Origin of the sequence: Vibrio sp. Isolate32 (assembly GCF_022397955.1) — a bacterium.
Lineage (GTDB): Bacteria > Pseudomonadota > Gammaproteobacteria > Enterobacterales > Vibrionaceae > Vibrio.
This window is the reverse complement of the sequence record NZ_JAKEUQ010000001.1, coordinates 109,886-133,020: the sequence shown is the minus strand read 5'-3', so window position 1 is coordinate 133,020 and position 23,135 is coordinate 109,886. Positions and strand designations below refer to the sequence as shown.

17 protein-coding genes, 1 tRNA gene and 1 riboswitch are annotated in these 23,135 nt (G+C 44.1%); of the genes, 6 read left to right on the top strand and 12 right to left on the bottom strand.

Annotation, left to right across the window (positions count from 1 at the left end; genetic code table 11):
* Window positions 1–2 precede the first annotated feature (2 nt).
* From oppB to moaA, 7 genes are all read right to left on the bottom strand, one after another.
* Window positions 3–923, bottom strand: coding sequence for an oligopeptide ABC transporter permease OppB (gene oppB, locus L1D11_RS00575; protein WP_239834290.1), 921 nt, complete (start codon window positions 921–923; stop codon window positions 3–5).
* 71 nt (window positions 924–994) lie between these two features.
* Window positions 995–2,635: an ABC transporter substrate-binding protein gene (locus tag L1D11_RS00570; RefSeq protein WP_239834289.1), complete on the bottom strand. Its 1,641-nt coding sequence runs from the start codon at window positions 2,633–2,635 to the stop codon at window positions 995–997.
* A 660-nt stretch (window positions 2,636–3,295) separates the two neighbouring features.
* A complete protein-coding gene (moaE, locus tag L1D11_RS00565; RefSeq protein ID WP_239834505.1) occupies window positions 3,296–3,751 on the bottom strand; it encodes a molybdopterin synthase catalytic subunit MoaE in 456 nt (151 codons plus the stop codon).
* A 2-nt stretch (window positions 3,752–3,753) separates the two neighbouring features.
* Window positions 3,754–3,999 carry a molybdopterin synthase sulfur carrier subunit gene (gene moaD, locus L1D11_RS00560; protein ID WP_239834507.1) on the bottom strand — a complete coding sequence of 82 codons (246 nt, stop codon included), beginning with the start codon at window positions 3,997–3,999 and terminating at the stop codon, window positions 3,754–3,756.
* Window positions 3,996–4,475 carry a cyclic pyranopterin monophosphate synthase MoaC gene (moaC, locus tag L1D11_RS00555; RefSeq protein ID WP_239834509.1) on the bottom strand — a complete coding sequence of 160 codons (480 nt, stop codon included), beginning with the start codon at window positions 4,473–4,475 and terminating at the stop codon, window positions 3,996–3,998. Before moaC ends, moaD begins: the two co-directional genes overlap by 4 nt.
* A 12-nt stretch (window positions 4,476–4,487) precedes the next feature.
* Complete coding sequence (gene moaB, locus L1D11_RS00550; protein ID WP_239834511.1) at window positions 4,488–5,000, bottom strand: molybdenum cofactor biosynthesis protein B; 513 nt, start codon at window positions 4,998–5,000, stop codon at window positions 4,488–4,490.
* 87 nt (window positions 5,001–5,087) lie between these two features.
* On the bottom strand, window positions 5,088–6,077 hold the full coding sequence (gene moaA / locus L1D11_RS00545; protein WP_239834512.1) for a GTP 3',8-cyclase MoaA: 990 nt from the start codon (window positions 6,075–6,077) through the stop codon (window positions 5,088–5,090).
* Window positions 6,066–6,218, bottom strand: a riboswitch (molybdenum cofactor riboswitch). (Overlaps the previous gene by 12 nt.)
* A 194-nt stretch (window positions 6,219–6,412) precedes the next feature.
* On the opposite strand from moaA, the gene L1D11_RS00540 reads away from it, so the two are divergent.
* Window positions 6,413–7,300, top strand: a complete 888-nt coding sequence (locus L1D11_RS00540) for a YvcK family protein (protein ID WP_239834514.1) — start codon at window positions 6,413–6,415, stop codon at window positions 7,298–7,300.
* 73 nt (window positions 7,301–7,373) lie between these two features.
* Here L1D11_RS00540 and luxU read toward each other — a convergent pair whose 3' ends face one another.
* The 3 genes from luxU to uvrB all read right to left on the bottom strand — a co-directional run bounded on the left by luxU (window position 7,374) and on the right by uvrB (window position 11,464).
* Complete coding sequence (gene luxU, locus L1D11_RS00535; RefSeq protein WP_239834515.1) at window positions 7,374–7,718, bottom strand: quorum-sensing phosphorelay protein LuxU; 345 nt, start codon at window positions 7,716–7,718, stop codon at window positions 7,374–7,376.
* A 24-nt stretch (window positions 7,719–7,742) separates the two neighbouring features.
* Window positions 7,743–9,131 carry a quorum-sensing sigma-54 dependent transcriptional regulator LuxO gene (luxO, locus tag L1D11_RS00530; protein WP_004734031.1) on the bottom strand — a complete coding sequence of 463 codons (1,389 nt, stop codon included), beginning with the start codon at window positions 9,129–9,131 and terminating at the stop codon, window positions 7,743–7,745.
* A 302-nt stretch (window positions 9,132–9,433) separates the two neighbouring features.
* Complete coding sequence (gene uvrB / locus L1D11_RS00525; RefSeq protein WP_239834517.1) at window positions 9,434–11,464, bottom strand: excinuclease ABC subunit UvrB; 2,031 nt, start codon at window positions 11,462–11,464, stop codon at window positions 9,434–9,436.
* A 510-nt stretch (window positions 11,465–11,974) separates the two neighbouring features.
* Here uvrB and L1D11_RS00520 point away from each other — a divergent pair.
* Window positions 11,975–12,050: transfer RNA gene (locus L1D11_RS00520), tRNA-Asn, on the top strand.
* A 306-nt stretch (window positions 12,051–12,356) separates the two neighbouring features.
* Here the strand turns inward: L1D11_RS00520 and melB are convergent.
* Both melB and L1D11_RS00510 read right to left on the bottom strand, forming a co-directional pair.
* Window positions 12,357–13,730: a melibiose:sodium transporter MelB gene (gene melB, locus L1D11_RS00515; protein WP_239834735.1), complete on the bottom strand. Its 1,374-nt coding sequence runs from the start codon at window positions 13,728–13,730 to the stop codon at window positions 12,357–12,359.
* Between the two features lie 473 nt (window positions 13,731–14,203).
* On the bottom strand, window positions 14,204–16,321 hold the full coding sequence (locus L1D11_RS00510; protein WP_239834734.1) for an alpha-galactosidase: 2,118 nt from the start codon (window positions 16,319–16,321) through the stop codon (window positions 14,204–14,206).
* A 949-nt stretch (window positions 16,322–17,270) separates the two neighbouring features.
* On the opposite strand from L1D11_RS00510, the gene L1D11_RS00505 reads away from it, so the two are divergent.
* From L1D11_RS00505 to rsxB, 4 genes are all read left to right on the top strand, one after another.
* Complete coding sequence (locus tag L1D11_RS00505; RefSeq protein ID WP_239834169.1) at window positions 17,271–20,372, top strand: beta-galactosidase; 3,102 nt, start codon at window positions 17,271–17,273, stop codon at window positions 20,370–20,372.
* 283 nt (window positions 20,373–20,655) lie between these two features.
* Window positions 20,656–21,660 (top strand): substrate-binding domain-containing protein, encoded by a 1,005-nt coding sequence (locus L1D11_RS00500; RefSeq protein WP_239834170.1) that lies wholly within the window; start codon window positions 20,656–20,658, stop codon window positions 21,658–21,660.
* A 300-nt stretch (window positions 21,661–21,960) separates the two neighbouring features.
* Window positions 21,961–22,539: an electron transport complex subunit RsxA gene (rsxA, locus tag L1D11_RS00495; RefSeq protein ID WP_046222689.1), complete on the top strand. Its 579-nt coding sequence runs from the start codon at window positions 21,961–21,963 to the stop codon at window positions 22,537–22,539.
* Between the two features lie 2 nt (window positions 22,540–22,541).
* Window positions 22,542–23,135, top strand: a complete 594-nt coding sequence (gene rsxB, locus L1D11_RS00490; protein WP_239834171.1) for an electron transport complex subunit RsxB — start codon at window positions 22,542–22,544, stop codon at window positions 23,133–23,135.

Below are 23,135 nucleotides of genomic sequence, written 5' to 3'. Positions count from 1 at the left end.
TGTTAGTAGCGAATTTTCGGGTCAATCAGCGCTAGCAAAATATCAACAATTGCGTTGAACAAGATAAATAGGAAACCAATCAAAATGGTTACACCCATTACTAGCGAGTAGTCACGGTTAAATGCTGCGTTTACGAATAGCTTACCAATGCCTGGCAGGCCAAAAATTGTTTCGATTACAACAGAGCCAGTAATGATGCCTACGAATGCAGGTCCCATGTATGAAACAACAGGCAGCATTGCTGGCTTAAGAGCATGCTTAAGAATAATGTAACGGTAGCTCAAGCCTTTTGCTCGCGCTGTACGGATAAAGTTACTGTTCAACGTTTCGATCATTGAACCACGTGTAATACGTGCAAAGGTAGCGATGTACAGGAATGACATACCCAGAACAGGCAGAACCATGTACTCGATTGCACCGCCGTTCCAACCGCCGGCCGGGAACCAACCTAAACCAATTGAGAAGATATAGATCAGAACGGGCGAGAACACGAAGGAGGGCAACACCACCCCTATCATGGACGTTGACATGACCGAATAGTCAAGCCAGGTATTCTGTTTTAGCGCAGCTAGCGTACCAACCGCTACACCGACGATTACGGTAAAAATAAACGCATAGAAGCCCACTTTTGCTGAAACCGGTAATGCTTCAGCGACTAACTCATTTACTGTGTAGTCTTTGTACTTGAATGATGGGCCAAAATCACCTTGTAAAATATTGCCTAAATAGGTGGTGTATTGTTCAAAAAGGGGCTTATCCAGGCCATACTTCTCGTTGATGTTCTGCATTACTTCAGGTGGCAAAGTTTTTTCAGATGAAAAAGGGTTACCTGGAGCAAAACGCATAAGGAAAAACGAAACGGTTATTAGGACAAGTAAGGTAGGAATTGCTTCCACAATACGAGTAAAAATTAACTTCAACATAATGCATCTCACATCTAAAAAAGTGCGCCCATAGCGCGAGCTACGGGCGCACTCAAATCTACTTCAATTTACTATTTGCTTTTGATGAACATATCTTTTGAGTAGATATTGTCCTGAGGGTTTTGATCAGGATAGCCGCCTACTGCTGTGCTCACTAGGCGTGGCTGAACGTACTGGTAAATCGGAGCGATTGGCATGTCTTGCGCAAGCTGAGCTTCAGCGATTGCGTAGAACTTGTTACGCTCGCCTTCTGTCTTAGCTACGTTAACAGCATCGTTCATTGCTTTATCAAATACGTCGCTTGAGTATTTCTGATCGTTCGAACCGTTCTCAGTCATAGCAATTGCTAGGAATGTAGATGCTTCGTTGTAGTCCGCACACCAACCTGCACGACGAACATCAAAGTTGCCTTGCTTACTGCTGTCTAGGTACGTTTTCCACTCTTGGTTTTCGAGCTTAACGTTTACAAAACCACCCAGAGATTTCTTCCACATTGACTGTACCGCTACAGCGATCTTCTTGTGGTTCTCAGATGTGTTGTAAAGAAGAGTGAAGTCTAGAGGTTTGCCTTGACCAAAGCCTGCTTCTTCTAGCAGTTCTTTCGCTTTAGCAATACGGTCTTTTTGAGATAGGTCTGCATACTCAGGAGCTTCTGGTGCAAAACCAGTAATACCGCTGTGAGTTAGAGCGAAAGCAGGTATCTGGCCTTGACCAAGAATTGCTTTAGTAATGATGTCACGGTCGATTGTGTAAGAAAGAGCCTTACGTACACGAACATCATCGAATGGAGGACGTTGAGTGTTGAAGCCGTAGTAGTAAGTACATAGGTTTGGAGAAACCACTACGTTTTCTGAGTAATCTTTAGACAGACGACGGAACTGCTCGTTTGGCACTTCGTATGTTAGGTGAATTTCACCAGATAGGAAACGGTTCATTTCCGCATTTTGGTTTTCGATAGGTAGGAAAGTTACCTTATCAATTACTGTATCTTTGTTATCCCAGTAATTTGTGTTGCGCTCAAGAACAATCTTTTCGTTCACAACCCAGTCAGATAGTACGTATGCACCGTTACCCACGAAGTTACCTGGTTTAGTCCAGTTGCTACCGAATTTCTCTACTGTAGCTTTGTGAACTGGGTACATCGTAGTGTGTGCCATCATCTTAACAAAGTAAGGTAGCGGTACTTCTGTTTCTAGAACGAGTGTGTGATCGTCAACAGCTTTAACACCAAGCTCACTTACGTCTTTTTTGCCAGCAATGATGTCTTTAGCGTTCTTCATCTTGGTGTATTCGATGTACCAAGCGTAAGGAGAAGCTGTTGCTGGATCTGCAGCACGTTTGAAGCTGTATTCAAAGTCGTAAGCAGTTACTGGGTCACCGTTAGACCATTTTGCGTCTTTACGGATCTTGAAAGTGAAAGTTTGGTTGTCTTCTGTAGTCCAAGACTCAGCAGCACCAGGGATTGTGTTACCTGGACCGTCTTGAATCACCAGCCCTTCCATCAGGTCACGTAGAACGTGTGACTCTGGAACACCTTCAACTTTGTGCGGATCAAGAGACGCAACTTCCGTACCGTTACCACGGACCAGTTCTTGAATTTTAGCTAGTTGAGTGCCAGCAGGAACATCTGCTGCAAGTGTAGTAGTAGAAGTGGCAGCCACTGCCAAACCAGCACCTAGAAGTAGGGCTTGTGTGATTTTATTCTTGTACATGCATTAAACTCCAAGTTTTATGTATTGCATCCATGACTTCTTTGCTTGGTTCACTGAACGGCAGTGATTTAGATTTATTTAGCTCAAAACTTAAGCACAAAAACCTAAAACCTTACAAAGATTGAGGCACACACTATCAACCATTGAAGTAATTTGCCACAAACGAGTCGCAAAAAATCGGATAATTCTCCGAATAATTCAAGATCAAAGTGTAAATCCCTAATAAAAACCCAATGAGTAGTGATTTACTCATAAGGATTTATCAAAAAACAGCCTTTAGTGTTGATATATCTGTATTAATACTTTTTTAGTATCTTATTCTGGAACACTGCCTGTAAATTAACATTAATGCAACGTGAAATCTAATTGAACATCACATATCCCCTAAATATACTGCGCTATTTGTGATAATTATCACTTTATACAAAACCGCATAATGCGCTGCGCCAAAACACATTCAACACTACACCAAACCAGACAAAATCCACCTAGAATTTATATGCACTTTGAACGCTTAACCATTTGTTAAATTTAGTATTTATTTATAAATCACTTTGTAGCACACACAAAAAAGCCGACGTCCACGTCGGCTTTCTTATTATTCATGTCCCAGCCTGAAATGCCTTTTCACGTTAAGGACTAGACACTATATGGGATAGCTTACTTTTCCCAGCGCTCTGCTGCTTTTGTATCTGAATCGCGAGAATCGACCCAACGAGTCGCCTCGGTGGTACGTTCTTTTTTCCAAAACGGCGCTTTGGTTTTCAGGAAGTCCATAACGAACTCACAGGCTTCAAATGCTGCACCACGGTGTGCACTAGAGACACCAACATAAACAATCTGGTCGCCAATATCTAGGTCACCGACACGGTGGATAACTCGCATCTTCTGGATAGGCCAACGCGCTTCAGCTTGGTCACAGATCTCGCTCAGCGATTTTTCTGTCATGCCTGGATAGTGCTCCAAAGACAAACCAATCACATTGTCGCCAAGGTTCATGTCGCGAACTTTACCAACAAAGGTTACTACAGCACCTGCAGAGGTTCCTTCAGAGAGAAACGCATACTCATCAGCAACAGAGAAGTCCTCAGAAGTCACTAATACTCTTGAATCCATGACTAACCTCCAGTTACAGGTGGGAAGAACGCAACTTCGTCACCGTCTTTCACTTCGGTCGTCAGAGGTACGATTGACTGGTTAAGAGCAGCCAAAAGCTTGCCCTCTTCCAATGCGATATCCCATTTGCCTTCTTGTGTAACAAGGTGGCTACGAATCGCATCAATCGTCTTAAACTGTGCATCCACTTCAACGCTGTCCACGCCAACAAGTTCACGTGTTTGCGCAAAGAAAAGTACTGTAATCATGATTCCACCTTAAAGTGACCTGATTTACCGCCTGTCTTCTCTAGCAGGCGTACATTCTCGATAACAATGTCTTTCTGTACAGCTTTACACATATCGTAAATGGTCAACGCAGCAGCAGCAGCAGCCGTTAGCGCTTCCATTTCTACGCCCGTCTTACCAGCAAGCTTACAAACAGATTCAATACGAACTTTGCTTTCAGACTCGATAGCTTCAAGCTGCACTTCTACTTTCGTTAATAGTAGAGGGTGACAAAGTGGAATCAGATCCCACGTCTTCTTAGCCGCTTGAATGCCCGCAATACGTGCCGTAGCGAAAACATCGCCCTTGTGGTGGCTACCAGAGACTATCAGTTGCAGCGTTTCTGCCGACATTTGAACAAATGCTTCAGCTCTTGCTTCACGTACCGTTTCAGCCTTAGCCGATACATCGACCATGTTCGCTTCGCCAGACGCGTTAATGTGTGTAAATTGGCTCATGCTAAAACCACCTTATACAGAAAGGTGTGGCATGAAATTACAAGGGCGGTGGCTAGCATCCATCTGTTGCTTAATGATCTTAGTCCAACCCGTGCGACAAGCGCCTGTAGAGCCCGGCATTGCAAAGATAACCGTGTGGTTCGCAAAGCCCGCAATTGCGCGAGATTGAATTGTTGAGGTGCCGATCTCTTCGTAAGACACTTGACGGAATAGCTCACCAAAGCCTTCTACTTCTTTGTCGAATAGTGGCTTAAGCGCTTCAGGAGTACTGTCACGAGAAGTGAAACCAGTACCGCCAGTGATCATGATCGCTTGTACGCTTTCGTCAGCAATCCATTTAGATACGATCGCGCGGATCTTGTACATGTCATCGATAACGATTTGTTTATCAATTACGTTGTGGCCTGCTTCTTTAGCATGTTCAACTAAGTAACCACCTGACGTATCGTTTTCTTCTGTACGTGTATCTGAAACCGTTAGTACTGCAATGTTTGCTGCTTGAAATTTGCTTTCTGCGTGACCCATTTGTTCACCTATAAATTTTTCAATGATTAGACTTATTGGCCCAGCTTAAACAAGCTGAGCGATAAAATACGTTTGAGTGTGTGCGGGTTAACCGCCGATTGACGCCAAGTTTGGAGTCATACCGCTGTTGCCATCATGTAAGAAGTGGCTAACGGACTTGGTTTGTAGCTGAGCCTGTATTCGATCGATGAGCTCTTGCTCTTGTTGATCTTCTTGAATCAAATCTCTCAGTTCAACACCGTGATCACCAAACAGACATAGGTGAAGCTTACCGGTCGCAGAAACGCGCAGTCGGTTACAGCTCTCACAAAAGTCTTTCTCGTAAGGCATGATCAAACCAATTTCACCCTTATAATCTGGGTGAACAAACACTTGTGCAGGACCATCATTGACAGCTCTCACTTTTAGTAACCAACCGTTAGCAATAAGCTGGTTACGAATCGCAACGCCTGACACATGATGCTTATCAAACAACTCATCCATTTCGCCGGTTTTCATCAGTTCGATAAAACGCAGTTGAATCGGTTTGTCTTTGATCCAAGTAAGGAAGGCAGGTAACTCTTGGCTATTGAGGTCTTTCATCAATACTACGTTTACTTTGACTTGTTCAAAGCCAACCTCAAACGCTTTATCAATGCCTCGCATTACCTCAGTAAACTTATTCTCACCAGTGATCTGATGGAACATGCGCGGATCTAAGCTATCGACGCTTACATTAATGTGGGTTAAACCAGCATCACGCCACTGCCCTACTTGTTTCTCCATGCGGTAACCGTTAGTTGTCGTAGCAACTTTTTTGATACCGGGAGTGTTGGCAACGGTTTGAATAATTTCGGGGAAGTCTTTACGCAGGCTCGGCTCTCCGCCTGTAATACGGATCTTTGAGGTGCCACAATCTGCAAACGCTTTAACGACACGTTTGATCTCAGGAACACTCAAAAAAGACGAGTTTTTTTGCCCTGACGGTTTATAACCATCCGGCAAGCAGTAAGTACATTTAAAGTTACAGACGTCTGTAACCGACAAGCGCAAGTAATAAAACTTGCGATGGAATCTATCTTCGAATTGTTGCGCCACGGAACACCTTTCCAAACACGGGAGGCATAATCATTTCCAATTAAGCCCTTGTGACAACATGTCACTGGCTCTTAATGCGTATCGGTACAGCAAATACCACTGTGCGACTTAGCATGCGAGAGCTCGGAGTTATGGCAACTGCACGTTATATTCGAGCGCGCAGTAGCTGAGTAATAAAATACTTAATATTTGTACGTGAATCTAGCTCTGATGACAAAAAACGAGTCACATCGGCAAAAAAAACGTGTCAAACACTCAAAATAACTCTTGTTGAGTATCTGGCGAGAAGCATTTAACCTAAATTATAGTTGGTAATCCTCTAACAAGAATAAAAAATGAACATTTACACGTCAAAGAAAGTGGTCGCAATCGGTGGTGGCCATGGCTTAGGTCGTATGCTGGCGGCATTAAAAGATTTTGGCAGTAACGCAACCGGCATTGTTGCTACAACAGATAACGGTGGTTCCACCGGACGCATTCGAGATTGCCAAGGCGGCATTGCATGGGGTGATACCCGAAATTGTATCAATCAGTTGATCACAGAGCCCTCAATCAGCTCTATGATGTTTGAATATCGTTTTCGTGGACAAGGCGAACTCGATGGTCATAACTTGGGCAACCTAATGCTAACCGCGTTAGACAACCTTTCCGTTCGCCCATTAGAAGCAATCAACCTAATTCGCAATATGTTGAAGGTCGATGTCAATATCGTCCCAATGACTGAGCACCCGTCAGACCTTACCGCGTTATCGATGGATGGGCACTGGGTAACCGGCGAAACCAATGTCGATGACATGACAGAGAAACTACGCATGATGGATCTGTCGCCAGAAGTACCTGCAACAAAAGAAGCGGTGGCTGCTGTAGAACAAGCGGACTGCATCGTGCTTGGGCCAGGCAGCTTTTTGACCAGTGTGATGCCACCACTTCTACTGCCAGAAATTGGTAAAGCGATTTCCGAAAATACCCATGCTAAGCTGATCTTCGTCGAAAACTTATCACCAGAACATGGCCCAGCGGGGAAAATGACACTTGAGGAGCAACTTGAGTGGTGTGAACGTACCTGCAAAGCACGCAAGATAGACATTGTTCTTGGTAATGAGCCACATCCCGAGCTTGAAGGACTATGGAACTGTGTCACCACGACTCTTGCGTCTGCGAATCGAGATTGGCGACACGACCGTGTGAAGCTTCAGCAGGCCATTGAAGCTCAGTTGGCTTAAGCCATAACTTAAAACCACAGAAAACAAAAAAGGAGCACCACGCTCCTTTTTAATCTCAGTAATAGCTCGCCGTTTAGAGATCCGTCATCAACCGCTGATATTCAGTGTACGTTGATAACAGTAATTCTTGCATATCTTGAAAATCAACCTCTGTCACGGGTAAGGCTTGCTTCACTTTTGCGTCTAAGCCAATCGCAAAACTACACAGTGAATCTGCACCAAAGCTCGCTGCGCTGCTCTTGAGTGCATGACTGATATCGGCCAAATACTTAGATGTATCCGATTCTTTATTTGTCTCTAGATGTTCATAGTAGCCTTTCAACTCACCTAAAAAAATCTCTAATAAAACCGGGACATTCTCTTGCCCAATTTCGCCGGCAAGCTCATCCACTTTTTTCTGATTTAGTACTTTCGTCATTATGATTTTCTTATTGTTGAGTGATTACTGCTTCGCATTCCACGTTTGTAACTTGCGGTATATAGTCGAAGGACTCACATCTAAGAAACCTGCTGCTCGCGGAATGTTGCCGTCACACGCTTTAATGGCCTGTTCGATAGCCGTCTTCTCAGTGATCCACAATGGGAAAATATCTTTTACCGTGATGTCTTCGTTCTGCTTCTCTTTCAAGCGCAGACTGTTTTCAATCGGCTGGTTCAATGGTGGCGGAAGCATGTTAAGAGTAATCTCTTTGCCATTATTCAATACCACCACGTTCCGTAATACGTTTTGTAGTTGACGCACATTCCCAGGCCACTCATATTGATTAAAGCGATCAAGTACTTCCTGAGCAAAACGAACAAACGCCTTCCCCTCCTCAACCGACATATAGCCTAGTAACGAGTAAGCAATCTCAATAACATCTTCACCACGCTCACGCAATGGCGGCAAGTGCAGAGGAATTACATACAAACGATAGTATAAATCTTCTCTAAAGCGCCCTTCTTGTACTTCTTTCCATGGGTCACGGTTGGTCGCACAAACAAAGCGAACATCTACGCTCTTCATCTTAGACGAACCAACTTTTTGGAAGGTACCTGTCTGGATAAAGCGCAAAAGCTTGGTTTGCAACTCAAGGTCCATTTCACAGAGCTCATCAAGGAACAACGTGCCTCCATCAGCCAGTTCAGCAGCGCCTTGACGATCTGTTGCCGCCCCTGTAAATGCCCCTTTCACGTGACCAAACAGTTCACTTTCAATCAAGTCCTTGGGAATCGCAGCACAGTTAATAGCGATAAACGGCTTATCACCACGCTTACTCGCGGCGTGAATAGCTTCTGCACACACCTCTTTACCGGTGCCACTTTCACCCGTAATGAAAATACTCGCTTTACTTGATGCGGCAGAATCAATAGTTCGATACACCTGCTGCATAGTTTGGCTACTGCCGATGAAACCTTGGTAATTCTGGTTTCCCGGGTGTTCCGAGCTGTTTTTAAGCTTGGTGGCTTTGCGGATCGCATTATTCACCGTAATACGGAGTCGGTCGGCTTCACACGGTTTGATAAGGAAATCTTGAGAACCATGACGCATCGCCTCTACGGCGGTATCTATAGAGCCGTGAGCCGTCATGAAGATAACCGGAACTTCAGGGTACTTTTGTTTTACAGCAAATAGCACGTCCATACCCGTCATATCAGGCAGACGTAGATCTAATAAAATAAGGTCTGGGATTCGATGATTCAAACTCTCGATTGCATCGCGGCCAGTGCCAACAATGTTGATATCAATTTCGAGCGGTGTAAGATACGAGCGATATAAAGCTGCTACCGAAGCGGTATCCTCTACCATCAACAAATACTTCGATTTGTTATCTAGCGTTTTTGATTGCATATCCTAGCCATTTATAATTTGCATTTATTATTATAGTCGCATTCCGCTTTGCATTATGCAAATTAGCCACCATATTTGTAGTGTGTTTTTTTACTTACTTCAAACAATCAATGCTTTATCTATATGGCACGAACGATGCAGAAGTTTAAACGGCCTTCGGGTCACCTAGCCAACTGACGTTGTTAGTGAATAGAGTGTTCACAAACGTAAGCCAGTAGAAAATTTACTACTGGCTGTTTTTCTGTCTGGAACACTCTCAGTTTTTGTCTTGAGGGAATCAAATTCTTGAGTAAAACGTGAGATTAGCTATTAGTAATAAATTGCTTTCTTAGCTGCTCAATTTCATTACGTTTCTGTGCCGCTAATTCAAATTCCAGGTTCTGAGCATGCTGATACATCGCTGCTTCTAGCTTACTGATCTCTTTATCAAGCTGTTGTGGCGTAAGCACGGCATAACTTTCTGAAGACTCAGCCACCTTAGATAATGGGACTTGCTTAGATTGACGCTGCTGTTTCGACTTGGTGATATCACCCAGTTCCATAATGTCTTTGATATTACGTTTCAAAGCTTGCGGCGTGATGCATTGCTCTTCGTTGTAGGCCTGCTGTCTCTGACGACGACGATCCGTTTCATCAATCGCCTTTCTCATCGACTTAGTAATCGAGTCACCATATAAGATCGCTTTACCTTCAAGGTTACGCGCGGCACGACCAATGGTTTGGATCAGAGAGCGCTCAGAACGCAAGAAGCCCTCTTTGTCTGCATCAAGAATCGCCACCAGCGACACTTCCGGCATATCCAAGCCTTCGCGAAGTAAGTTAATACCCACTAACACGTCGAACTCGCCCAAACGTAGGTCTCGTATGATCTCGACACGCTCAACGGTATCAATATCCGAGTGCAAGTAACGCACTTTAATGCCGTGCTCACTTAGATATTCGGTTAAGTCTTCCGCCATTCTCTTAGTCAATGTTGTGACCAACACGCGCTCTTCTTTCACTGAACGGATTCTGATCTCAGACAGCAAGTCATCAACCTGAGTCGCGACGGGTCTTACTTCAATAATTGGATCTAACAGACCAGTAGGACGCACCACTTGATCAGCAATATCACCGTCTGATTTTTCGATTTCGTAATTGCCTGGCGTTGCCGACACAAAAATCGTTTGCGGGGCTATAGACTCAAATTCTTCAAACTTCATTGGACGATTATCCAATGCCGAAGGTAGCCTGAAACCAAACTCAACCAATGTTTCTTTACGAGAACGGTCACCTTTATACATCGCACCGATTTGCGGCACAGTCACGTGTGACTCATCGATGATCAGCAGACCATCGTCAGGCAGGTAGTCAAATAACGTTGGAGGCGCTTCCCCTTCCGCACGGCCACTCAAGTATCGTGAATAGTTTTCGATACCAGAACAGAAACCAAGCTCCGTCATCATCTCGATATCAAATTGAGTTCTCTGAGAAATACGTTGCTCTTCCAAAAGCTTGTTGTTGTCTTTTAAGTATTGAGCACGATCGCGCAGTTCATCCTTGATGTTCTCAATCGCCTCAAGGATTTTTTCTCTCGGTGTCACGTAGTGAGTCTTTGGATATACCGTAAAGCGTGGCAAATCTCTTTGTTTAATTGCGCCAGTTAGCGGGTCGAAGATGCTGATACAGTCGACTTCATCATCAAACATCTCGATTCGTACTGCGTCTTGGTCAGATTCAGCAGGGAATATATCAATCACTTCACCACGAACACGGAACTGACCACGCTCAAATGCTACATCGTTTCTAGAATATTGAAGTTCGGCCAAACGACGCAAGATATCGCGCTGATCCATGATCTCTCCACGGCTCAAGTGAAGCATCATTTTCAAATAAGACTTAGGATCACCCAGACCATAGATAGCAGAAACGGACGCAACGATTATGGCGTCTTTTCTTTCTAATAGGGCTTTGGTCGCAGAGAGCCTCATTTGTTCAATATGAGCGTTTACAGAAGCATCTTTCTCAATAAATGTATCCGTGGTTGGAACATAAGCTTCCGGCTGGTAATAGTCATAGTAAGAAACGAAATACTCGACAGCGTTATTTGGGAAGAAAGACTTCATTTCACCATAGAGTTGAGCAGCCAACGTCTTATTCGGCGCTAATAAAATTGCAGGTCTTTGAGATTGGGAAATGACGTTGGCAAGGGTAAAGGTTTTACCAGAGCCCGTTACCCCTAATAGAGTTTGATGTGCCAAACCAGAATCTAGCCCATCTAGTAATTTGGTTATCGCCGTCGGCTGGTCACCGGACGGGCTATAGTCCGATACCAAGTCAAAGAGTTTGCTCATAGGTCGCCATTTCCATACTGGTTTTTTAATCAGGTCATTGTCACTCTAGGTGGAGTGTCGTTGCAACTATTATCTAGAAATAATGAATCTTAAGATTAGATTTCAGCTCTAGCTTTTATTCTTAGAACTTGCTATCATGCGTGCCCCTGCAAGATATCTTTAGCTAAATTACTCGATTTTTAATCCACTACTTTTCCCCAAAAAATCTAAAAATATCGCTTATTTTACTGTTCGCTTTATAATCTACAAAAGTTATACAATCTTGATTTTTTGGCACCATTCCTTTAAATACATCATCTTAGCTATAATTTTTACATTTTCAGGTCTACCCTAATTATTGTTGTTAAAGTTTCGCACACACACTTATCCACAATTTTGGTGGATAAGTAAAGCAAAGCTAAATCCAATAAGGTGTTCAAGAAAGTAAAGTTTTTTATCTTATTTTTTTCTGCTATTTTTCATTGACAGAAATTCTGACAATTATTAAAATTCGCATGGCTAACAAGCAACTCCCCCTTAGTTCAGTTGGTAGAACGGCGGACTGTTAATCCGTATGTCGCAGGTTCGAGTCCCGCAGGGGGAGCCAAATTCTAGGAAAAAGCTCAATCGAAAGATTGGGCTTTTTTCGTATATAACTGCGACTAACTTGTTCCAAGTTATTGTCACACCTGAATCGTCGGACCGCCCTACCCGCCCGCGTTCAAGTCTCGACAAGTGGGCAAAATTTAAAGAAGCCGCATCACTCGATGCGGCTTTTTGCGTTTTAGTCGAAACAAAAACTCTACACACACAGCTTTGATTAGCTAACATCCATAAAAAACGCCTCACAAGGAGGCGTTTGGGCTTAGTGACTAAACTGAGCGTTATTCTAGATTAGACATCGTTTTAGCGGTTATGCTTCTGCTGTAACAACATTCGTCTGAGTCTCTTTACCCGCTTGGTCTTTATCAAACCCTTCATGCAGGTGGTAGTAGCGCTTATAAACCAGAGCACTTACCGCCATTAGAATCGCTGGTAAACCTACCATCATAAACTGCAGCCCCATGATAGTGCTGTCAGACTGTTCCACGTTTGGTACATAACCGACCACAGACAAGCCCATACCAACAATAAAACCACCAGCCGCGCCTGCAAACTTCACAAGCATCGTTTGAACAGAGAAGATAACACTCTCACTGCGACGACCTGTTTTGTGTTCACCGTAATCAACAACATCAGCAAGCATTACGGTTTGCAGTGCGTTAGCGACACCCACACCAAACTTGATTGCAGCACCTGCGATACCGATTAGAATCGCGTTACCTGGAGCGATAAAGCCCATGATAAGTAGAGTGATGCAAGACAGCACTGGGAAGCCACAAGCCATAACCCATAAATGCTTACGTGGTAACACTGATGCAATACGAGGGAACAAGAATACGCCTGCAACTTCAGCGATACCTGCCACCATCATATAAACGGGGAACAAATCAGCATTGCCTAAAGCGTACGAGAAGTAGTAAATCGCAAAGCCACCAACCAGCAAGTTTGCTATTTGGAACGACAATACGGTACCAATAAGTGCTTTTAGTTGGTCATTCTTACCAATGATAACCAGCACATCTTTAAAGCTGAAACGCTCAGCTGGTTTCGCATTTGCTGGTGCAGATTTTTCTTTTACGTTGCGAGCAATCAAGAATGCACTCATCACGAATAGAACAGCAATCAATATAGCAACGTTGAAGAAACCTTGTCCTTGGTCACCATCACCTAGTTTACCGACAATGTGTAACCCGTAAGTACCCGTAATAAACCAAGCCAAGCTAGCAAACAATCGTGGCCAGACAACAAGCTTTTCACGTTCTTGACGAGAGCTCGATAGTGCAGGAATCATAGACCAGTATGGAATATCCATAATAGTGTACGTAAGACCCCATAGGATATAGGCAGCAGCTGCATAAATGTATAACGTAGTGCCTTCGAACATGTGCGTACTGAAAAGACCAACGAGCACTACCGCATTTAATAGAGTACCAATCACAATCCAAGGTCGGAATTTACCAAACTTAGAGCGGGTATTATCAACAATCACCCCCATCATTGGATCGGTTACCGCATCAACAATACGAGCGGCTAAAAAGATGGTACCCACGAACGCAGCTGAAAGCCCAGCAACGTCCGTAAAATAGAACATCAAGAAGATGTAGATCGGAGCACAGGCAAAGTCTTTACCTAAAGCCCCAAGTCCATACGATAATTTGGTTTGTAGAGTAATTTGATCAGACATAGTATTTCCTTCAGGCGCGTAACTTCATCTCCTAACAGACGTTGAAACGCTTACCTTTTATTTATAATAATTTATCCACTCAGTTCTGTTTTAGAGCCACTCTGTGGTCGCTTCTTAAAACACTCAAGTATCAAGTCCGACGCTAATGTAACTATTCCAACGAACAGATACTGTGATCAACAACCACCCAATGGAAACGTTTTCAGTGAAATATCTAAAATGAGAGATCGAACAATAAAACACTCGGATTGATAGAGAATATCGCTAATTAGAGTGCTCAAAACAGTTCGTGATGTGAAGTGGCGCATGAGAACGATTACATAGTTCAGTATCACGGTGGGAATACCTACAGCTCTCCAATCTATAAAGGCACATCAAACCTATTGGATAGTTCATGAAGGCTTATTAAAGTCAATAAAAAACCGCGTAATTTCTCCTACGCGGTTCGTTAAATATAAAGCCTATGCTAAAACCTACTCTATACGCTCAAACTTAATCAGCATCGCTGTTTCTGCATCGAGTATCGGCATCGTTAGCCCTACCTCGGCACACCAAGCTCCTGATAATTCACAGCCAAACTCTGTCCATGGCGGTTGATAATTCACAATATCATCGTAGTTTGACGGTTTATCAATCACAGAGACCTTGTATAAGCTTTGTGGATCGAGCCCAGGTATGCGTAAATGACCACTCAACGAATTGGTTGGCATCGCCAACTGTGCAATCATCACAACAGCTTCTGACACATCTTCGGAGACGACCGCATGGATTTGATGGGCACTATCGTCCGTTGGAACTCGCCAAGTTCTCCCGCTATGCAGCAATGGACGCAACATCTTATGTAAGCGAATATAGCGTTCAAAACCCTGTTTCTCTTCTTCGACTTCTTTAACAGGATCTAATTCAATACCCATGTGACCAAAAAGCGCCGTGAGCCCACGAAATTCAATGCTATGGCGACGACGAGTACTGTGGCAGTGGCTTGCTCCGATATGGCTTCCCATCACCTCTGGCGGAAAAAAGTAACTCATTCCACGCTGAATTTTTTGTCTTTCCAGAGCGTCATTGTTATCAGATGCCCAAAAACGTTGCGTACGCTTAAGGACTTCAAAATCAATGCGTCCACCACCCGCTGCACAAGATTCGATATCGACCGCTGGATGCTTCGCTCGCACCTTGTCGACTAACTCATAATAGCGAGCCGTTTGTTGGTGAGCTGCCGCTCTGCCTAAGTGTGCAGGTTGTACAACTTCTCGGTTCATATCCCATTTGATGTAAGCGATATTGTATTGGCTCAAAAAATGGTCAAGACGCTCAAATAAGAAGTCGAATACCTGTTGATTCTGTAGATCGATAACATATTGATTTCGCCCTGTCGGCTGATCATAGCCGCCCACCGCCAGCAACCAATCAGGATGAGCTCGATACAAGTCTGAATCTTTGTTGATCATCTCTGGCTCAAACCACAGGCCAAACTCCATACCTAGTTGATTCACGTGTTCAACGATCGGCTTTAAACCATTTGGGTACTTTTCTTCATCTAAGAACCAATCCCCCAGCGCAGTCTTGTCTCCACAGCGCCCTTTGAACCAACCATCGTCAATGATAAAGCGCTCTACTCCCATATCCGCGGCTTGGCTAGCCATCGACATAATATAATCAGGATCATGGTCAAAATAGATGCCTTCCCATGTATTAAGGTGGATCGGTCGAGGCTTTTGTGCGAAAGACTCTGGCAAGATGGAACCGCGCACATGAGAGTGGAACTGGTGACTCATTCCATTTAGGCCTTCAGAACTGAAACTTGCATACAACCAAGGTGTGGTTAAGCTTTCACCTTCATCCAATGCAATCTCGCCCGGTAGATAAATAACTTCCGCTTGCACGTAGCGACGACCGTCTGCTTTTACATCAGCGCGCAGTCTGTGGTTACCACTCCAAGCGAAGTGAATACCCCACACATCACCTGCCATTTCATTGAAGTTAGCGGTACCAACAACCATCGCTGGATAATGTTCATGAGACGTTCGTCCGCGACGATTTTCTTGTTGATAGCCCCCTTGCTGTAAGGGTTGACGCACCGTTTGGAACTCGTGTACCCAGCGGCCGTAGTACGTCATCAACTCATTAGCTCTTGCTGGTAATGGCAAAGTATTGGCTAGACGGCTCACCTGATAAAGGCCGGTTTTAACGTTGGTTAAGGTGTGACGAGATTTCACAACATCATGTTTATCAAGGCATAACTCGGTTGTTAAACGTAAGCCTGCACGTACATCTTCACTCTCAATGAGTAGGCTAGATGATGTTTGTTGAATATCCGTAATAGAGAAAACAGGCGCCCAGTCCAACCCATCTCGGTGTCCTTCCAATGCCGGACTGCTGAAAACACCGCGCCCGAGCTCTGGACTCAACGACATAGCAACATCATTATCAAGGCGACCGTAAGGAACAGGCCTTTGAAGAGAAACACGAAAGTTCGCTAGATCGCCACGAACTGGAACTCCCCAATGCAGTATTTCGGCGAAATCACCAAGTTCAACGATCAGTTGCGAGTCTTTACCCGTAATTTCTACTAGGGATTTATTCGTCATTTTATTTAACCTTAACGCGTTTAATTACCCCGCATCATAATTATTGAGTTGAGAGTTTCTGTGATCAAACCCAAAATCATGAAAGCGTTTCCATTAAATATTTTGAGATTAATAGATTCAAACAATACCTCCTAACTCAAATATTTATACCAACCACCACCTCAATGCATATGCTCCTAATCCCCAAAAATACGGATATTCCACATTAAACAAAGAGCTATAAAATTTTAATAAAAAACAATAACTTAACAACAATTAAAGCCATAGAACTCATTACGTTATGGTGGATCTGTAATTTGAAAATTTGCTCAAACGCATTTCCTCTTGAACTCACCACACCACACTCGTATTCTTAACCTTTAGAGTACAACTATGAAGTGTCTCTCTGGGTCCTAACTTTTACATTCCAGCTTGACGGTACAGAACGCAATGCCTGTAGCCTAGCTTCGGCATTGAATTTAATGCTTGCTTCCTTGTCTCACATGCCCAGTTCTCATTGACTGGGCTACTTTTCCCCTCAACAAAAGCTCCAAGCCCTTGCGAGTTCTAGCCTCGCATCACTATTACCTATGTTCGAACACAACGAGCAACTTCAATTCTAGCGCACGATCGCCTTCCTCCCCCCCAAAATAGAAAACGCTCCCATTAAAAACCCACAGAAATCTCTATAAAACCGCCACTACAAGCTCAATAACCAGATCAAAATCACACAAAATAATCACAAACCCATCAATAGCGCAAAAATGCCAACCCCATCATGAAAACGTTTCCATTGTTTATTTACACTCTCACTCGAGTTAGGACTCAAACAGAAAAGTATCCACCGGTAAAAAATAGAGACACTTCATAAAGCCAGACACTAGCAACAATATTAGATGTCACTGCAAAAAAAAACCGATGACCCAATAGAATTATTACCAATATTGAACACTTTAAGAGTAGGAATACCATGAAGGCATTTTCAAACATCATCCAAAGACGCGATTGGGAAAACCCACAGTCTGTGAATATCCACTGCCTTAATGCGCACAGCCCATTATCAAGCTACCGCAGCCTTGAGCACGCTCGAGACGGCATTGAGTCACAACGCAAATCTCTTAATGGGCAATGGAAGTTCAAATACTTTGATGCACCTGAACAAGTTGACGGTGAATTTATCGAAACAAGTTTCAATGACTCACAATGGGACGAGATTACCGTACCATCCAACTGGCAAATGCAAGGCTACGATAAACCTATCTACGCCAACGTAAAATACCCATTTGAAGTGAACCCACCGTTTGTACCGGCAGAAAACCCAACCGGTTGTTACCGAGCTCAAATTACGTTGACTAAAAATGACCTAAAGAACACCCAACGTATTATCTTTGATGGCGTCAATTCCGCTTTTCACTTCTGGTGTAATGGCAATTGGGTTGGTTACAGCCAAGATAGCCGCTTACCTGCCGAGTTCGACTTAACTCAGTATCTAACTGTCGGCGACAATACGCTGTCAGTCATGGTGATACGTTGGTGTGATGGTAGCTATTTAGAAGACCAAGATATGTGGTGGCTAAGCGGTATTTTCCGTGATGTGACCTTGCTAGCTAAACCAAAGCAGTGTATTGAAGATGTGTTCGTTACGCCGGACTTAGACGCATGCTATCGCGATGGTTCACTGTCTATTGTCACCAAAATTACTGCACCAGACACTTACCAAGTTCAGGTTCAGCTGTTTGACGGTGAAAACGCAGTGACTGAGCCGCATATCGATCGTCCTCATAATCGACGAATAGACGAGCGTGGCACCTATGATGATGTGGTATTCCAAACTCTTCATGTTCGAGAGCCAAAGAAATGGAGCGCAGAAGTTCCTAACCTCTATAGAATTGTCGTGTCATTGCTTGATGAACAGGGTAACTACCTAGAAAGTGAAGCTTATCAAGTTGGCTTCCGTAAAGTCGAAATGACAGACGGTCAGCTAAAGCTAAACGGCAAACCGCTATTGATTCGCGGTGTGAACCGTCATGAGCATCACCCAGAGTTGGGGCATGTGATGACAGAAGAAGACATGATCCGCGATATCTGTCTAATGAAGCAGTACAACTTCAATGCTGTGCGCACCGCTCACTACCCGAATCATCCACGATGGTACGAGCTGTGTGATGAATACGGCTTATACGTGTGTGATGAAGCGAACATCGAGACCCATGGCATGCAGCCGATGAATCGCTTGTCTGCCGACCCACAATGGACACACGCTTATATGAATCGTTACACGCAAATGGTCATGCGTGATAAGAACCACCCTTCTATCATCATCTGGTCTTTGGGTAACGAGTCGGGGCACGGCAGCAGCCACAATGCGATGTATGCTTGGTCGAAACAGTACGACCCTTCTCGCCCGGTACAATATGAAGGCGGTGGTTCAAATACCACAGCAACCGACATTATTGCGCCAATGTACGCACGCGTTAACAGCACAATTGAAGACGATGCTGTTCCAAAATGGTCTATCAAGAAATGGGTTTCTCTGCCTAACGAGCAACGCCCGCTTATTCTTTGCGAATACGCACACGCAATGGGTAACAGTTTAGGTAGCTTCAATGATTACTGGGATGCATTCCGAGAGTACCCTCGTTTGCAAGGCGGTTTCATCTGGGATTGGGTTGACCAAGGGCTAAGTCGGTGGGATGAAAACGGCGAACACTTCTGGGCCTATGGTGGAGACTTTGGCGACATAATTAACGATCGTCAGTTCTGTATCAACGGTTTAATCTTCCCAGATCGTAGCGTACACCCGACCTTGGAAGAGGCTAAATACTGCCAGAGAATGATCAGCATGACGTTAACAGAACAAACTGAAGATCAATGCCGCCTAACTGTAACCAATGAAAACCTGTTCCGAGCAACCGACAATGAAATCTTACGCTGGCAATTGCTCGAAAATGGCATCGTGATTCAATCAGGGCAACAAGTCTTATCCATTGCTGAAGATAGTAAACAAGAGCTAATAATTGACCTTACTTTCACGCCAAAAGCACAGGCCGAATATCATCTAAACACAGATATTACTCTGATTTATTCGACCAAGTGGGCAGAAGAAGGCCATGTTTGTGCCACAGAGCAGTTTGCTTTACGTAACCACGCTGGTTTGCAACTCCCTAAGATTGCAAATGCCTTGGCTCCTCAGCTAAATCAACAAGACGATAAAGTTGTCGTATCAAGCCTAGATGAAACGCATCAATGGCAATGGGACACACAGAGTGGACTGTTGACCCACTGGATCGTTGATGGGCAACCGCAAGTTATCAAGGCACCTGTCGATAACTTCTATCGTGCGCCACTGGATAACGATATTGGTATCAGTGAGATAGACAATATCGATCCAAATGCATGGGCTTGTCGCTGGGAACTCGCAGGTATTGGTCAATGGGAACGTCAGTGTACAAGTTGTATCGCACAAGCACTCGCAGACTCAGTACAAGTGACGTCAGTATTCGCCTACCAATTTAATGGCCAAATCCAAGCGATTACAAAATGGCAATACACCTTAAATAACCTAGGTGAAATGAATATCGCGGTTGATGTCACCTTAGCCGACCACTTACCACCTATGCCTCGTATTGGCCTTGAAATGGAGCTGCCTTTACCAATCGAAACAAGCAATGAAACTCCGATTTCATGGCAAGGATTAGGTCCTTTTGAAAACTATCCGGACCGTTTAGCTGCAGCTCGATTCGGTTTACACAAACAAACACTGGAACAGATGCACACGCAATATATATTCCCAACCGATAGCGGTTTACGTTGCGGAACCAAAAACTTGAATGTGGGAAATATCGGGATCGAAGGCGATTTTTCATTCAGTGTGAGTCAATACAGCCAGCAACAATTAACAGATGCCAAGCATACCAATGACCTGACTCGTGAAGAGAAAATCTATGTACGCGTAGATCACCAACATATGGGCGTTGGTGGTGATGATTCTTGGAGTCCAAGTGTTCACCGAGGGTTTCAACTCACCGACAATCAATATCGTTATCAGGTTACGCTAACAAGCGCATCGTAAGTAGATTCGGGCCAAGCGGCTTGCTCTAAAGCCACTTGGTTCCCTATTACTTTGGGTTACCTGTGATTACGCTATTTCACACGACAGCAGTTCAAACGCCAATGTGAATCAAAAGCCAAGCTCAAATCTAGAGCTTGGCTTTTTATTATCAAACGATAAGCCAACCAAAAATAAACCTTAAAGCCTCGTCATATTTGATGTTTAGTATTTGAATTGGCTAACTATCCGTTGTTAAATGTCCAACCACCAGCACACAGCATTATTTTCAGAATAAGAGAGCGGAATGGCTACCATTAAAGATGTTGCGAAGGAAGCAGGCGTATCAATCGCGACCACCTCTCGAGTAATCAACAATGCAGCTCACACCAGTGAAACTGCTATTTCAGCAGTAAAAGCTGCGATGGAAAAACTCGGCTATCGTCCAAATGCCAACGCCCGTGCATTGGTCAGTAAATCTTCAAATGCGATTGGCGTATTGGTCAACGATGTTTCTGCCCCATTCTTCGGCTCGATGATCAAAGCCATTGATACCGTGGCCAGCGAGCAAGAAAAACAGTTACTAATTGGCAGTGGCTACCATGACGCCGCCAAAGAGCGTAATGCCATTAACCTGCTTATCAACAGCCGCTGCGAATCACTCGTCGTTCATAGCAAAGGCATTAGCGATGAAGAGTTAGTCAAATTGGCAAATGAAGTACCCGGAATGGTACTGATCAATCGCATTGTTCCCGACATAGAAAACCGCTGTATTGCTCTCGACAACCGCCGCGGTTCTTACATCGCGACTGAGTATTTGATCAAAAACGGTCACAAACATATTGGTTACATTTGCTCGAGTCACAACATTGAAGATGCTCATGATCGCTTAGCGGGTTATTTAGACGCACTGAAAGACAACGGTATTGAACCTAGTGACGAATACATAGAATACGGCGAGCCTGACGAGTTAGGTGGTGAACAAGCCATGGTTAACCTAATGGCTAAAAACACCGACATCACAGCGATTGCAACTTATAACGATTACATGGCTGCTGGCTGCTTGACACTTCTACAAGAAAATGGCATTCGAATTCCAGAAGACATGTCAGTTATTGGGTTTGATGATGGCCACATTGCTCGCTTCATTTACCCTAGATTGACGACCATTCGCTACCCAATTCAAGTCATGGCAAATCAAGCGGTAAAGCTGTCTCTTCAACTCGCAAGCGATGAACCGAAAGAACAGTCAGAACATAAGTTGTTTATGCCAATACTAGTGCGCAGAGCTTCGGTTCGAAACATCAGTTAATAATACTCGGGACACTAAAGGCTTAGCTTCATAAAACGAACAGTTACTAGGGCTGAGTGTTTTCGATTCCTGACACTTTTTACAACAAAGAAAATAGGATTGATTTGATGAGTTATCATTCGGTTAATCTTATTTTTCATTCCCATCAAATACCCTCCTATACTTAAGCTGATCTATCTTAATCAAACGTTTACTCGTTGATTTTTTCACCAAGTGTCTAAATCCCTAGTGATCCTTGGTTGTTATTAGGTGAGCAAAGCAGGATAATATCGGGATCGGAATCTCAAGAATTAATCCATTATGACCGAATACCTTTTGTTGTTGGTTGGCACAGTGCTGGTCAATAACTTTGTGCTAGTGAAGTTTTTAGGGCTATGTCCTTTCATGGGAGTCTCCAAGAAACTGGAGACTGCGATTGGCATGGGCCTCGCGACGACTTTCGTTCTGACGTTAGCGTCGGTATCTGCATACCTAGTAGAAACCTACATCCTTACCCCTCTGGGTATTGAATACTTGCGTACCATGAGTTTCATCTTGGTGATCGCAGTCGTGGTTCAATTTACGGAAATGGTGGTTCACAAAACTAGCCCGACTCTTTATCGCCTATTGGGTATCTTCCTACCCCTTATCACCACCAACTGTGCGGTATTAGGTGTGGCTCTCTTGAACATCAATGAAAACCACAACTTCATTCAGTCGATCATTTATGGTTTCGGCGCGGCGGTAGGTTTCTCTCTTGTACTGATCCTATTTGCTGCGATGCGTGAGCGTATTACGGTTGCTGATGTTCCAATGCCATTCAAAGGTGCATCGATCGCGATGATCACAGCAGGCCTAATGTCTCTGGCATTTATGGGCTTTACTGGATTGGTGAAATAAGCATGAGCACCATTTTAATTGCGATCATTGCGCTAGCCGTTTTAGCCACTGTTTTTGGCGCTATCTTGGGCTTTGCTTCTATCCGTTTTAAAGTCGAAGCTGATCCTATCGTTGATCAAATCGACACCATTTTACCGCAAACTCAGTGTGGCCAGTGTGGCTATCCGGGTTGTCGTCCGTACGCAGAGGCGATTGCTAACGGAGACAAGATCAACAAATGTCCTCCTGGCGGCCAAGCAACCATTGAGAAGCTAGCAGACTTAATGGGCGTAGAAGTTGAAGACTCCGCTCACGATTTAGATAACAAAGTAAAAACTGTTGCCTTCATTCATGAAGATATGTGTATCGGCTGTACTAAATGTATTCAAGCCTGCCCTGTCGACGCCATAGTTGGTGGTACTAAGGCACTACACACAGTAATTAAAGATGAATGTACTGGTTGTGATCTTTGTGTCGCGCCGTGCCCTACTGACTGTATTGAAATGATTCCAGTGGCGACAACGACTGAAAATTGGAAATGGCAGATGAACATCATTCCTGTTACGGATATCACTAACCAAGCAACTGATGCGACCGCGTCAGAGCCTAAGGCATAG

Coding starts and splice junctions, on each gene's coding strand:
- oppB (WP_239834290.1), bottom strand. CDS start 923: ATGTTGAAGTTAATTTTTACTCGTATTGTGGAAGCAATTCCTACCTTA.
- L1D11_RS00570 (WP_239834289.1), bottom strand. CDS start 2,635: ATGTACAAGAATAAAATCACACAAGCCCTACTTCTAGGTGCTGGTTTG.
- moaE (WP_239834505.1), bottom strand. CDS start 3,751: ATGGATTCAAGAGTATTAGTGACTTCTGAGGACTTCTCTGTTGCTGAT.
- moaD (WP_239834507.1), bottom strand. CDS start 3,999: ATGATTACAGTACTTTTCTTTGCGCAAACACGTGAACTTGTTGGCGTG.
- moaC (WP_239834509.1), bottom strand. CDS start 4,475: ATGAGCCAATTTACACACATTAACGCGTCTGGCGAAGCGAACATGGTC.
- moaB (WP_239834511.1), bottom strand. CDS start 5,000: ATGGGTCACGCAGAAAGCAAATTTCAAGCAGCAAACATTGCAGTACTA.
- L1D11_RS00540 (WP_239834514.1), top strand. CDS start 6,413: ATGAACATTTACACGTCAAAGAAAGTGGTCGCAATCGGTGGTGGCCAT.
- luxU (WP_239834515.1), bottom strand. CDS start 7,718: ATGACGAAAGTACTAAATCAGAAAAAAGTGGATGAGCTTGCCGGCGAA.
- luxO (WP_004734031.1), bottom strand. CDS start 9,131: ATGCAATCAAAAACGCTAGATAACAAATCGAAGTATTTGTTGATGGTA.
- uvrB (WP_239834517.1), bottom strand. CDS start 11,464: ATGAGCAAACTCTTTGACTTGGTATCGGACTATAGCCCGTCCGGTGAC.
- melB (WP_239834735.1), bottom strand. CDS start 13,730: ATGTCTGATCAAATTACTCTACAAACCAAATTATCGTATGGACTTGGG.
- L1D11_RS00510 (WP_239834734.1), bottom strand. CDS start 16,321: ATGACGAATAAATCCCTAGTAGAAATTACGGGTAAAGACTCGCAACTG.
- L1D11_RS00505 (WP_239834169.1), top strand. CDS start 17,271: ATGAAGGCATTTTCAAACATCATCCAAAGACGCGATTGGGAAAACCCA.
- L1D11_RS00500 (WP_239834170.1), top strand. CDS start 20,656: ATGGCTACCATTAAAGATGTTGCGAAGGAAGCAGGCGTATCAATCGCG.
- rsxA (WP_046222689.1), top strand. CDS start 21,961: ATGACCGAATACCTTTTGTTGTTGGTTGGCACAGTGCTGGTCAATAAC.
- rsxB (WP_239834171.1), top strand. CDS start 22,542: ATGAGCACCATTTTAATTGCGATCATTGCGCTAGCCGTTTTAGCCACT.